Origin of the sequence: Actinophytocola sp., from assembly GCF_036378875.1 — a bacterium.
Classification (GTDB): domain Bacteria; phylum Actinomycetota; class Actinomycetes; order Mycobacteriales; family Pseudonocardiaceae; genus Actinophytocola.
Genome location: NZ_DASUVO010000097.1, coordinates 1 through 13,175, shown reverse-complemented (window position 1 = coordinate 13,175; position 13,175 = coordinate 1). Strand labels below are relative to the sequence as shown.

Below are 13,175 nucleotides of genomic sequence, written 5' to 3'. Positions count from 1 at the left end.
GTTCAGACTGATCTTCACCGCGTAGTACCCGTACCGGCGGCGCAGCAAGCCTTCCTTACGGATCAACTGGGACAGCTCGGCATAGTCCCGGCTGCCGACCTTCGCCGAGGTGTCGAGCGAAGTCATGTGCCACCACTTTCTGGGCGCGTCGGACACGACACCGGGTCTGGGGTGGCGTCAGGGCGTGTTGGTGAAGCTGAAACGCGTTCAGTGTGTTGGTTTCAACCATACCCTCCTCGCGCGCGGTTGCACGGCGTCGTCGCCGCCTGCCAGGTGAGCGCGGTCGGGATGAGACTCGGGTGGCCGGGTGCCTGCTGGGATCACGTCGGCCGTGGCGGCCCGCAGCAGCCGCACGACGACGTCCACCCGGTCGTCGATCCAAACCCTCGACCGTACGGCGGTTCGCCCGCTGCTGGGAGGTTCTGTCGGTACATCCCTTGACAGGGCCTCCCACGGTGCCGACGCCCGTGATGTGGTCGATCGCATGTCGTCCGATCTGCCCCATCCGCCCGACAGTCCCGCAACGGATTCAGCCTTGTCCCGGCGTACGTTCATCGCCGCTTCGGCCGTTGGTGGTGCGACCGCCGTCGCGGGACCGTCGCTGCTGGACGCGCAACCCGCTGCCGCCGCCCAGCCCGCCGCCGAGCCGTTGAGCAGCCGCGTCTCGTTGAAGGTGAACGGGACCCGGCACACCGTCTCGGTCGACAACCGCACGTCGCTGCTGGATCTGCTGCGTGAGCACTTCGGGTTGGTCGGGACCAAGAAGGGCTGCGACGCGGGCGCGTGTGGTGCGTGCACGGTGCTGGTGGACGGCCGGCGGGTCAACGGGTGTCTGACGTTGGCGGTGCGACTGGAGGGCGCGGAGGTCACCACGATCGAGGGCCTGGCTCGGGGTGAGAACCTGCATCCGTTGCAGCAGGCGTTCATCGACCAGGACGCGTTCCAGTGTGGTTTCTGCACGCCTGGTCAGATCATGTCCGGGATCGGGTGCGTCCGGGAGCGCCACACGGGGTCGGCGGAGGAGATCCGGGAGTGGATGAGCGGCAACATCTGCCGCTGCGGCTGTTACGTGAAGATCGTCAGGGCGGTCCAGCAGGCCGCGGGCGGGAAGTGACTGGCGATGTTTCCCTTCTCCTACACTAAAGTCTCCGACACGAGCGCGGCGGTCGCGGCTGGGCAGCGCGGCGGGCGTTACGTCGCGGGCGGCACCACCCTGGTCGACCTGATGCGTGAGACCGTCGAACGTCCCGAGGCGCTGGTCGACATCGCCGCTCTTCCGCTACGGGACATCACGACCACCGCGAATGGTGGCCTGCGGATCGGGGCCCTGGTGCGGATGGCCGACGCCGCCGCCGACCGGACGGTCCGCACCACCTACCCGGTGGTCAGCGAGGCGCTCGAGCTGAGCGCGTCGGCGCAGCTGCGGAACATGGCCACGATCGGTGGCAACATCATGCAGCGCACCCGGTGCACCTACTTCCGGGACGTGACCGCGGCTTGCAACAAGCGCCAGCCCGGCTCGGGCTGCGCGGCACTGGAGGGGTTCAACCGCACCCACGCCATCCTCGGCGGGTCTGACCAGTGCGTCGCCACCCATCCCTCCGACGTCGCCGTGGCGTTCGCCGCTCTGGAGGCGACCGTGCGCCTGCTCGGCCCGAACGGCGAACGCACCGTCCCCTTCGCCGACTTCCTTCTCCAGCCCGGTGCCACTCCCGACCGCGAACACGCGATCCAGCGCGGCGAGCTGATCACCGCGGTGGAGATCCCGGCTCAACCACGACCGTTGCGCTCGGGCTATCTCAAGGTGCGTGACCGGCAGAGCTACGAGTTCGCCCTGACCTCCGCCGCGGTCGCGCTGCACCTCCAGGGCGGGGTGATCCGCGCGGCGAAGGTGGCCGCCGGTGGGGTCGGCACGGTGCCGTGGAAGCTGCCTGCCGTTGAGCGGCATCTGATCGGCAAACGACCATCGGCAGCCCTGTGGACCGAGGCGGCGGAACGCGCCGCGGATGGGGCCTCACCGCTCACACACAACAGGTTCAAGGTCGAGTTGCTCAAGCGCACGGTGGCACGCCAGCTGCGCGTCGTGGGAGGCACCCGGTGACCGCGCAGCCAGAGATCGCCGTTGGCACCCCGCAGTCCCGTGTGGACGGACGACTGAAGGTGACCGGCCGCGCGTTGTACGCGGCGGATCATCCGGTCGACGGCGTCGTGTACGCCGCCGTGGTGGACAGCAGCGTCGGCCGGGGACGCATCACCGACGTCGACACGAGCGCCGCGCTCGCCCAGCCCGGTGTGCTGACGGTGATCAGCCACCGCAACGCGCCTCGACTGCCCTATGTGGACAACCCGGGGTCGAACAACCCGCCGGGCACCAGGTTGCGGGTCTTCCAGGACGACCGGGTGCTGTTCTTCGGACAACCGGTCGCCGTCGCGGTCGCGACCACGCTGGAGGCCGCACAGCACGCGGCACGGCTGGTCGAGGTCTCCTACGCCGCCGAGCAACCCATCACCGACGTGACCTCCGCACCGGCCAACCCGCCAACGACCTACGCACGCGGCGACGCCGAAACGGCGCTGGGCAACGCCGAGGTCCGGCTGGAGATGACCTACCGGCCCGCGCGCAACCACCACAACCCCATGGAACCGCACGCCACCATCGCCCAATGGGATGGCGGAAACCTGACGGTGTGGGACAAGACCCAGTGGGTGGTGGGCGGCACCCAGACCGAACTCGCCGCCGTGTTCGGCATTCCCCAGCAGTCGGTGCGGGTCATCTCGCCGTTCGTGGGTGGCGCGTTCGGCAACGGGCTGCGGACCTGGCCGCACACCACCATCGCAGCACTCGCGGCTCGCGAGACCGGTCGTCCGGTCAAGCTCGTGCTGTCCCGGCGGCAGCTGTACTTCGGGACCGGTTTCCGTCCCGCCTACGACTATCGGGTGCGGCTGGCCAGCGACCGGCGCGGCCGGCTCTCGGCGATGAGCCACGACATCAGGGCGGAGACGTCGAGCTACGAGGCGTTCTTCGAGGCCGTGATGGCGCCGGGGCAGATGCTCTACAGCATGCCCAACGTGCGGCAGGCCTACTCGACGGTGCCGCTGGACGTGAACACCCCGATCTGGATGCGTGGTCCCGGCTTCGCGACCGCCGCGTTCGTCATCGAGTCCGCGATGGACGAGCTCGCGAACGAGCTCCGCATCGACCCGATCGAGCTGCGGCTGCGGAACGAGCCCGGAGAGGACCCGTCGAGCGGGTTGCCCTTCTCCACGCGCCGGCTGCGGGAGTGCTACAGCGTCGGTGCCCGCGAGTTCGGCTGGAGCCGGCGCAACCCCAGGCCCGGGTCCACTCGGGACGGTGACTGGCTGATCGGCACCGGCATGGCGGCCGCGGTCTACGACACCGGCGGGTTTCCCGCACAGGCCCATGTTCGGCTCCACGCCGACGGCACCGCGCTGGTGCAGTCCGCGACCAGCGACATGGGCCCCGGCACCTACACCTCCATGCCCCAAATCGCCGCCGACGCGCTCGGCCTGACGATGCGGACGGTGACGTTCCGGTTGGGTGACTCGATCATGCCGCCGACCGGGCCGCACGGCGGCTCGACGACCATGGCCAGTGTCGGCACCGCGATCCAGGACGGCTGTGACAAGGTGCGTCGGCAGGCGATCACGCTGGCGGTCGACGACCCCCGGTCACCCCTGCACGGCGTCGACCCGGACGACGTGATCGTCCGCAAGGGACGGATGCACGTGAAGAACGACCCGACCCGGGGGGAGACCTACCAGCAGCTGTTGACCCGCAACCAGCGGCCGCATCTCGAGGTGATCGGGACCTACGCCGGGGCGGTGCACGACCGGTTCTCGATGTTCGCCTACGGCGCGGTGTTCGCCGAAGTGGCGGTCGACTCCCGGCTGGGCCTGGTCCGCGTTCGGCGCATGCTCGGCGTCTACGACGCGGGCCGGATCGTCAACCCGAAGCTCGCCGACAGTCAGGCCATCGGCGGCATGGTCGGCGGCATCGGCGCCGCCCTGCTGGAGCACACGGTCACTGACCCCCGTGACGGCCGGATCGTCAACGCGAACCTCGCCGACTACCTCGTCCCGGTCAACGCCGACATCAAGGACCTGCGCGCCATCTACCTCAACGGCAACGATCCCGAGGCCAACCCCATCGGTGTCAAGGGCCTTGGCGAGATCGTGCTGGTCGGCATCGCGCCCGCCATCGCCAACGCGGTCTTCCACGCGACCGGCCGCCGGATCCGCGACTTCCCCATCACCGCCGACGCCCTGCTCTGACGCGGCGTCAGCCAGACTGTTGCCGCGTGGTGGACCTCGTGTTCTGCGAGGTTGTCAGTGAGGCGAGCATGCGCAGTCCCGCTTCGGACGGTGAGCCGGGCTCGGCGGTGTAGATGGTGAGGGTCAGGCCGGGTTCGGCGGCCATCTCCAGCCCTTCGTAGGCGATCGTGAGGTCACCGACGACGGGGTGGTGGAAGGTCTTCGACCCGGTGCTGTGGTGGCGGACGTCGTGGGCGCCCCACCGGGTGCGGAAGTCGTCGCTGCGGGTGGACAGTTCGCCGACGAGGTCGTGAAGTTCCTTGTCGTGCGGGTTGCGGCCGGCCTCGGTGTGCAGGATGGCGACGCAGACGTCGGCGAAGGACTCCCAGTCCGGGTAGAACTCGTGGGAGGCTGGGTCGAGGAACTGGAACCGGGCGATGTTCGGGGGCTGCTGCGGGCTTTCGTAGACCGGCGAGTAGAAGGCGCGTGCGAGCCGGTTCGCGGCCAGCAGGTCCATCCGGCCGTTGCGGACGAACGCGGGCCCTGCGGTGACGGCGTCCAGGGTCCACTGCAGACTTCGGTGCGGCGTCCACGGTCTGCCCTTCGACCGGCGCCGGGGGCGGACCATCGCGCTCGTGCCGTCCGCGGCTCTGGCCAGGTCGAACAGGTGCGCCCGTTCCGCGTCGTCGAGTTGTAGCGCTCGTGCGATGGCGTCCAGCACGCTGGGGGAGACCCCGGCGAGTGCGCCGCGCTCCAGCTTCGAGTAGTACTCGATGCTCACGTCGGCCAGCGCTGCGACCTCGCTGCGACGCAGTCCCGGCACTCGGCGGTTGTCCCCGGCAGGGAGCCCGGCCTGAGCAGGGGTGATCTTCGCTCGCCGCGAGAGCAGGAACTCGCGAATCTCTTTGCGATTGTCCACACGTAACACGGTAAGCCCCGCGTTTCGCGGGAGGGGTGTCCTGTCAGTACACCTTTCAGAAGGAACTCCCAGGTCGCCGCCGAAACTTTCGGGTGGCGGTCGGCGGATGTGGTCATGGAACCCACCGACGGCGACCGCCAACCTCCACTTCGGACAGTTGCGGTCCTTCCGGCGTCGCGTTCGACCGGCTGGCGTTTGACAATTTCAAGTGGAATGAAAATTTCCAGTTCTTCATGATCACGACTGTAGTTTTCTGGCACACTGCGTTGGCAACCCTGGGAGTCGGATGTTGGGGGCCAGCATGGGACAGTCGGTGAGGCGCGTGGGAACGGCGGCGGGAACAGCGGTTCTGCTGCTCGCCGGGCTGCTCAACTCCGCCACCCCCGCCAGTGCGCAGCCGGTGGCGGACCCCACCACGTTGGTGAACCCGTTCGTCGGCACACAGAACGCGGGCAACACCTTTCCCGGCGTCAGCGCGCCGTTCGGCATGGTCCAGGTCAGCCCGGACACCGGTGGCGGAGGTGGCTACGAGTACCGGGCGGACAAGATCGGCGGGTTCAGCCAGACACACCTGTCCGGCGTCGGGTGCGGGGTCGCCGGCGAACTGCCGATCATGCCGACCACCGGCGCGGTCAGCACCGTCGACCCGGTCCAGTACCGGTCGGCGTTCTCGCACGCGGACGAGGAGGCCACGCCCGGCTACTACCGGGTCGGGCTGTCCACCTACGGGATCAACGCCGAGCTGACCGCGACCCAGCGGACCGGCTGGCAGCGGTACACGTTCCCGTCGACCGGCGCGGCGAACGTGCTGTTCAACACCGGTCGGGCCAACCAGAAGGTGTTCGACTCCGAGATCCACATCGTCGGGGACCGCACCATCGAGGGCCGCATCCTGGCCGGCGAGTTCTGCTCCGGCAAGGACCGGCACACGGTGTACTTCTCGGCGACGTTCGACCGTCCGTTCACCACCTACGGCACGTGGCGCGGTCTCACGACCACCCCGGGCAGCCGCGACGCGGCGGGCGAGGGCAGCAACGGCGGCTGGGTGAGTTTCGACGCCACGGCCGACCGTGACGTCGTGGTCAAGGTCGGGCTGTCCTACACCGGCGTCGACGGCGCGCGGAAGAACCTGACCAGCGAGACCGGCGACTCCTACGACTTCGACGCCACCAGGGCCGCACTGCACGACGTCTGGGTCGACAAGCTCCGCGCCGTCGAGATCAGCGGCGGCACGCAGGAACGGCAGCGCGTGTTCTACACGGCGCTCTACCACTCGCTGCTCCACCCGAACGTCGCCGGCGACGTCGACGGGCGCTACGCCGGGTTCGACAAGCAGGTACACACGGCGCAGGGATACACGCCGTACCAGAACTTCTCGCTGTGGGACACCTACCGGCCGCAGAACCAGCTGCTCGAGATCCTGGAGCCACAGGTGGCCAGGGATGTCGCGGTGTCCATTGTGGCCAGTGGGCGCGAGGGCGGCTGGTTGCCGCGCTGGGCCCTCGCCAACAGCGAGACCAACATCATGACCGGTGACCCGGTGACCCACTTCCTGGTCGAGGCGTGGTCGAAGGGCCTGCTCGCCGGGTACGAGGAGGAGGCGTACGCGCTGTTGCGCGGCAACGCGACCAGCCTCCCGCCGGCCGACTCGCCGTACAACGGGCGTGCCGGGGTGGCGTTCTACAACGACCGCGGGTACATCCCGTCCGGTTTGGACGTCGAGACCGACTGCGGGCACAAGGGCGGCGACAACGACTGCGTGCACCCGGCGTCGGCGACGCAGGAGTACGCGGCCGCGGACGCCGCACTGGCGTTGATGGCCACGGGACTCGGCAAGCACGCCGACGCGCGGATGTTCGCCGACCGCGGTCAGTGGTACCGCAACCTGTGGGACTCCTCGATCGACATGTTCCGCCCACGCACCGTCGACGGAACCTGGCTCGCGCCCTACGAACCGGTCGGCGCGGATCGTCAGTTCCACGAGGGCGGCGCCTACCAGTACCAGTGGCTGGCTCCCCAGGATCCGGCCGGACTGGTCGACCTGATGGGTGGGCGGGCCGCGACCGAGGCACGGCTCGACGAGTTCTTCGTCTACCCCAAGCTACTCGTCGATCCCGCGGGCACGGCTCGCACGGACTGGATCACCCAGCCCTACGACTACTACGGCAAGCCGACCTACAACCCCAACAACGAGCCGGACCTGCTCGCGCCGTACGTGTACGCGTGGGCGGGGGCACCGGCGAAGACCGCGACCGTGGTGCGCGCGGCGATGACGTTGTTCACCACCGGCCCGGACGGCATGACCGGGAACGACGACCTCGGCACCATGTCGGCGTGGTACGTGCTGTCCTCGCTGGGGCTCTACCCCACGATGAGCGGCGGCGACTTCATGGTGTTGTCCAGCCCGCAGTTCGAGACGACCGCGGTCCACATCGGACAGTACGGGCGTCGGGGCGGCACGCTGACCATCACCGCACCCGGCGCCAGCGACGCCAACCGGTACGTCCAGAGCGTGTCCCTGGGCGGCAGGGACGTGCCGAGGACCTGGTTGGACTGGAAGCGGATCGCGCGTGGCGGCACGCTGGCGTACACCCTTGGCACCTCCCCGTCGGCGTGGGGGACCCGGCCGAGCACGGAACCGCCGTCGGTCAACCGGGCCGTTGGCGACCTGCGGCGCCACGTGGACGCCTCGCTGCGCCAGACGTCGGTGCTGGTGCCGGCCGGCGCCACCGACCAGAACGTCACGCTGCCGCTGGACGTCCTCGCCCAGGCGCCGAACGGGTTGAGCGCCACGGTGGCTGCCTCCGGACCGGCCGGCTGGTCGGTCAGCGTGCCCTCGTCGCTGACGTTCCAGTCCGGACAGCTTCCGGTGCAGCAGACCGTGGACCTGTCGGTGACCGTGCCGGCCGGCACACCCGTCGGCTCGTACCCGGTGACCGTGACGGTCACGGGGCAGCAGGCGAACACCGTCACCCGCACCACCACGATCGAGGTCCGCGACCCGGTCACCTGCGCCGTGAGCGCGAACGGCCAGTGCGCGGTCGACCTTGGACCGTCCCTCAACCACGACGGCACCGCCACCGTCGCCCAAACCGACCAGGGCGACTTCGACAGCGGGTGGAGCTACGACGGTGACCTGCTGCCGCCCTCGGGCCCGGTGACCTGGGACGGTGTCACCTACCTCGCCCCGGACCCGACCGGCACCGCCGCGAACTTCGTCGAGGCACGCGGCCAGGGACTGCTGCTGCCCACCGGCGCCCACGGCACGCTGCGGTTGGTCGCCTCGTCCCACAACGGCCCGGTGACGACCACGCTGATCGTCCAGTACGCCGACGGTTCCAGCGCCACCCTGCCCGTGACCATCGGCGACTGGGCCGGGGCGACCCCGGAAGGCAGCACGGTCGTTCTCGAGATGCCCCACCGCATCAAGGCCGGCACGGGCATCGACACGCCCCCAATACGTCTGTTCGCCAGCTCCGTGGCCCTGGACGGCGCCAAGGAGGTTCGCTCGGTGAGCCTGCCGAACGACCAGCGTGTCGAGGTGTATGCGCTGACCCTGCTGTAAGGAGGGCTACAGCGTTCCTGAAGGACAGCGGCGAACGGTGATCGCGGACTGTCCATCTCAGGACGAAGGAAACCTCATGTCTCTACGGAAACGATCGCTGGTCACCGGGATCGCTGTGCTCGCCGGTCTGCTGTCCGCGACCGGGCCCGCGGCGGCCGCCGCCACGCTCATGCCGGCGCTCGTGGCGGACACGACGTTCACGCAGGTGACCCAGGACGGCGACAACAGCGTCAAGACGACGTTGGCGACCTGCCCCTCGCTCTGCGACGGCAACACCGCCGGCGAGCGGGACGCCTACGTCGAGTTCGATGTCACCGGACTGCCCGCCGGCGCCAGCGTCACCCAGGCGACGCTGGAGCTGTACTCGTGGAACCCGTACCCGGCGCGCGTCACCGCCTATCCGGCAGCCGGCGCGGCCAGCGGCGAGGGCACCTGGGCGAGCCGTCCGGCGGTGGGTGCCGCGCTGGCCACCCACGAGTCGGTGACGGCGGGGTACAACGCCTTCGACGTGACGAACGCGGTGACCGGCAACGGGCAGAAGACGTTCGCTCTGCGGCAGGAGACCCACAACACGCGGGTCTACTGGGCGTCGAAGGAGAACAGCAACGCGGCGCTGCGCCCGAGGCTCACCGTCACCTACGAGACGGCGGCGGGCTGGCACCTGGTGTGGCAGGACGAGTTCGACGGCTCCACTTTGGACCGGACCAAGTGGAACGCCCGGCCGTTGACCTATCTGGACTTCGACAAGGCGTGCATCACCGACCGGCCGGACAACGTGTTCGTCGCAGGCGGCAACCTGACGATCCGCGCCAAGCGGGAACAGATGACCTGCTGGAACGGCGGCGGGACACGGCAGTACACCACGGCCTACCTCGACACGATCGGCCACGCGGACTTCACCTACGGGCGGTTCGAGACCCGGGCCAAGTCCCCGAACGGGCCGAACGACTCCAAGGGACTCTGGCCGGCGTTCTGGCTGCGGCGCACCGCCGTGTCCACCGGCGGTGACCCCAACGACGGCAACGGCGAGATCGACGTGATGGAGCTACCCGGCGGCTCGCAGTACTACAAGGCGTCCACCTCGGCCATCTTCCGTGACTACACGCCGACGAAGCAGGACTACCGGTACCCGTTCCCCGGCACCACGTATCCCGGCGACGGGTTCCACGTGTACGCGATGGAATGGGAGCCCGACGTGCTGCGCTTCTACGTGGACGGCACGCTCATCTCGTGGGCGCCGCGCACCCCGGCGACGACACCCTGGTTCGACGACGTGTTCAACGGCAACGCGCGATACCACCTCCGGTTGACCTTCCACGTCGGCGGCTGGCTGGGTGACCCCGACGCCACCACCGCCATGCCGGCCGACTTCCAGGTCGACTACGTCCGCGTGTACCAGCGGTAGAGGTTCCTTCCCGGCAGTCAGGTCAGCTCAGTCGACCCGCGAGGCGTAGAAGTAGTAGCCGCTCTGCCAGGGGTAGGCCAGCTGCCGGTAGGCACAGCCGGTCGTGACGTGGCCGGCGGCCTGGAACCCCTGTTCGGAAGTCTCGCAGTCCGCATAGGTCGGGTACGGACCGATCGGCGCCCAGTCCTCGGCCGTGGCCACACCGGTGCCGCCGAGCAGTAGGACGGTCGAAATCCCCAACACACCAACAAGTTTGCGCATATGACAAGCACACCGCGCACGGGCCGGCGTCACAAGCCACCATTGTGGGCAGCGGCCGGGCGAACGGGCGCGAGCCGGCCAGCGGTACGTCCCCGACCGATGGATTGGCGTAACCGCGGCCGAAAGACCGAGGTGTGACCGCCAGATCCCGAACATGGCATGGACGGACGTGCACGCCGACGGCCAACTCGGTCCCCGCCGCACTCGCGACCGTGCTCGTGGTCGCGAGTGCGGCGCGGTCTGGCGGGTCAGGCGCCGGTGACGCCGTCGATGCCTTCACGGAGGAAGTCCGCGTGGCCGTTGTGGCGCGCGTACTCGTGCATCATGTGCATCATCACCAGCCGGAGCGAGACGTGCTCGTCCCATCGCTGGTTGTATCCCGTCACGTCGAGTGACTCGGCCTCGCGCTCGACGCGGCGGGAGTGCTCGACCTCGGCCTCCCACGCGGCGAACGCCTCCGAGCGGGTGGCACCCGACGCGTCGTAGGCGACCTGGAAGTCGCCGTCGTCCGACCACACCAGCGGGATGTCCTCGGCGTTGATGACCCGCCGGAACCAGGTCCGTTCGACCTCCGCCATGTGCCGGACCAGGCCCAGCAGGGACAGTGTCGACGGCGGCATCGACTGTGTGCGCAGGTCCTCGTCGGACAGTCCCTCGCACTTCATGGCCAGCGTCGCGCGGTGGAACTCGAGGAAGCCGCGCAGCATCTCGCGTTCCCCGGCGATCAGCGGCGGTTCAGGGCGATCGACCATGCCGACAGTCAACATCATCCTGAGGCCGACCTGACGGTCACCCTTCGGCGTAGATCACCAGGGTCTGGTCGGGTTGCTCGGCGAGGTGGAAGGCGGTGTAAGCGAACTCCGTCACCCCGCGTCCCGGCGGTCTGAGCCGTTTCCGCCCGCCGTGTCGCGTTTGGACGTCGTAGCGCGGCCACCATTCCCGCACTTCCGGGCTGGCGTCGTGCAGTTCGTCGATCAGTCGGGTGAACCGCGGGTGGGCGGGGTGCTTGCCGGCGAGCGTGCGCAGCCGGGCGAGCAGGCCGCGTGCCTCCGGTGCCCAGTCGACCAACACATCCCGGGCGGCCGGTTCGGTGAACACCCAGCGGACGAAGTTCGGCCGTCGTCCCCTCACCGCGGTGAGGTTCGGGAACAGTTCGTCGGCCGCCTGGTTGTGGCTGAGCACGTCATAGCTGGCGCCGATGATGTACGCGGGGTGCGGTTGCAGCAGCAGCGGCACGGCGGCCGCCTCGGCGGCGAGCGGCTCGTCGTCGGTCTCGGCGGCCGACGCGTGGCCGGCGAGGCGGAACAGGTGCTCGCGTTCGTGCCGGTCCAGCCGAAGCGCGGTGGCGAGGGCACTCAGGACCTGCTCGGAGGTCCGGATGTCGCGGGCCTGCTCCAGGTACGTGTACCAGGTGGCGCTGATCCCGGCCAGCAAGGCGAGTTCCTCCCGGCGCAGACCCGGGGTGCGGCGCCGGCCGGTGCTGGGCAGGCCGACGTCGGCTGGCGTGATCCGTTCCCGACGGCTGCGGAGGAAAACCCCCAGCTCATGACGCTGATCCTGTTCCACTGGCACCTCTGGTTCCAGAATAAATGCATTCTGGATACCAGGCTAACACTGCCGCAGACTGGTACCCGATCACAGCGAGAGAGGACGTTCATGTCGGGAATCAAGGGCAAGGTCGTGGCGATCACGGGCGCCAGCAGTGGCATCGGCGAGGAGACCGCGCTTCTGCTCGCCGAACGGGGCGCGCGGCTGGTTCTGGGCGCGCGGCGGGCCGACCGCCTCGCCGACCTGGTGGCCCGGATCGAACAGGCCGGCGGCACCGCCGTGCACACCCGCACGGACGTGACTCGTCGGGAGGACATGCACGCACTGGTCGCGCTGGCGCGCGATCGGTTCGACCGGCTCGACGTGCTGGTCAACAACGCCGGGGCCGGCCCGATCTCACCGCTGGACGACCTGCGCGTCGACGAGTGGGACGAGATGGTCGACGTCAACATCAAGGGCGTTCTGCACGGGATCGGCGCCGCACTGCCGGTGTTCCGCGCACAGGGCACCGGACACTTCGTCACCACTGCCTCGACCGCCGCGTTCCGGATCGTGCCGACCATGGCGGTCTACGCCGGTACGAAGTTCGCCGTCCGGGCCATCTGCGAGGGCCTGCGCCAAGAAGCGGGGCACGCTCTACGGGTGACCACCGTGTCGCCCGGTCCTGTCGACACGGCCTTCGCCGAGGCGTCGACCAACGAGCAGGTCCGGAAACAGATCACACAGACCCGCGACCAGATCGCGATCCCCCCGATCGCCGTGGCCCGCGCCATCGCGTTCGCGATCGAACAACCCGCCGAGGTCGACGTCAGCGAGATCGTCGTCAGGCCAACCGCCCAGTCCTGATCGGGGGAGACTGACCGCAGTTGGCTACGGAGGTTGAGATGGTCGACCAGACCTGGGAAGTGGCCTTCGCGACGTTGGTGAACGGTCTGCCCGAGACGGTGGCGCTGCCGCGCACCAGCGACGCGGGTGCGGTTCCGGTCGCCGCGTGGCGGCGCGACCGCTTCGGGGTCGTCCTGGTCGTTCGGCGGTGGAGGAACGGAGCATTGGCCCACGACCTCGTGCCGTCCTGGCGCGACGCCAGCGGTGAGTGGGAGTCCTCCGTCTACGGAGGGAGCCTGCTGTCCGGGCCTCCTGACGATCCGCCTCCGCCGCCGGTGCGTGCTGGCACGATCGAGTGGATCAACGAGAGTTCGACCGAG

11 protein-coding genes are annotated in these 13,175 nt (G+C 69.2%); 7 read left to right on the top strand and 4 right to left on the bottom strand.

Annotated elements, in window-relative coordinates; translation table 11 throughout:
* The first annotated feature begins 535 nt into the window (after positions 1–535).
* The 3 genes from VF106_RS27505 to VF106_RS27495 are packed head-to-tail and all read left to right on the top strand — an operon-like array spanning position 536 to position 4,293.
* Positions 536–1,114 carry a (2Fe-2S)-binding protein gene (locus VF106_RS27505; RefSeq protein WP_330842754.1) on the top strand — a complete coding sequence of 193 codons (579 nt, stop codon included), beginning with the start codon at positions 536–538 and terminating at the stop codon, positions 1,112–1,114.
* Between the two features lie 6 nt (positions 1,115–1,120).
* On the top strand, positions 1,121–2,101 hold the full coding sequence (locus VF106_RS27500; protein ID WP_330842753.1) for an FAD binding domain-containing protein: 981 nt from the start codon (positions 1,121–1,123) through the stop codon (positions 2,099–2,101).
* A complete protein-coding gene (locus VF106_RS27495) occupies positions 2,098–4,293 on the top strand; it encodes a xanthine dehydrogenase family protein molybdopterin-binding subunit (protein ID WP_330842752.1) in 2,196 nt (731 codons plus the stop codon). Before VF106_RS27500 ends, VF106_RS27495 begins: the two co-directional genes overlap by 4 nt.
* A 7-nt stretch (positions 4,294–4,300) precedes the next feature.
* On the opposite strand, the gene VF106_RS27490 is transcribed toward VF106_RS27495, so the two are convergent.
* A complete protein-coding gene (locus VF106_RS27490; RefSeq protein WP_330842751.1) occupies positions 4,301–5,191 on the bottom strand; it encodes a helix-turn-helix transcriptional regulator in 891 nt (296 codons plus the stop codon).
* 301 nt (positions 5,192–5,492) lie between these two features.
* Between VF106_RS27490 and VF106_RS27485 the strand changes: the two genes are divergently transcribed.
* Positions 5,493–8,756: a GH92 family glycosyl hydrolase gene (locus tag VF106_RS27485; RefSeq protein WP_330842750.1), complete on the top strand. Its 3,264-nt coding sequence runs from the start codon at positions 5,493–5,495 to the stop codon at positions 8,754–8,756.
* 76 nt (positions 8,757–8,832) lie between these two features.
* Entirely contained in the window at positions 8,833–10,161 is a 1,329-nt protein-coding gene (locus VF106_RS27480) for a DNRLRE domain-containing protein (RefSeq protein WP_330842749.1), read from the top strand.
* Positions 10,162–10,188: 27 nt separating this feature from the next.
* On the opposite strand, the gene VF106_RS27475 is transcribed toward VF106_RS27480, so the two are convergent.
* The 3 genes from VF106_RS27475 to VF106_RS27465 all read right to left on the bottom strand — a co-directional run bounded on the left by VF106_RS27475 (position 10,189) and on the right by VF106_RS27465 (position 11,988).
* Complete coding sequence (locus tag VF106_RS27475) at positions 10,189–10,422, bottom strand: hypothetical protein (protein ID WP_330842748.1); 234 nt, start codon at positions 10,420–10,422, stop codon at positions 10,189–10,191.
* A gap of 248 nt (positions 10,423–10,670) precedes the next feature.
* Entirely contained in the window at positions 10,671–11,174 is a 504-nt protein-coding gene (locus VF106_RS27470; RefSeq protein ID WP_330842747.1) for a DinB family protein, read from the bottom strand.
* Between the two features lie 37 nt (positions 11,175–11,211).
* Positions 11,212–11,988 (bottom strand): helix-turn-helix transcriptional regulator, encoded by a 777-nt coding sequence (locus VF106_RS27465; RefSeq protein WP_330842746.1) that lies wholly within the window; start codon positions 11,986–11,988, stop codon positions 11,212–11,214.
* Positions 11,989–12,078: 90 nt separating this feature from the next.
* Between VF106_RS27465 and VF106_RS27460 the strand changes: the two genes are divergently transcribed.
* Positions 12,079–12,816 (top strand): SDR family oxidoreductase, encoded by a 738-nt coding sequence (locus tag VF106_RS27460; RefSeq protein ID WP_330842745.1) that lies wholly within the window; start codon positions 12,079–12,081, stop codon positions 12,814–12,816.
* A gap of 38 nt (positions 12,817–12,854) precedes the next feature.
* On the top strand, positions 12,855–13,175 hold a 321-nt coding region (locus VF106_RS27455; protein WP_330842744.1), incomplete at its 3' end, for a hypothetical protein.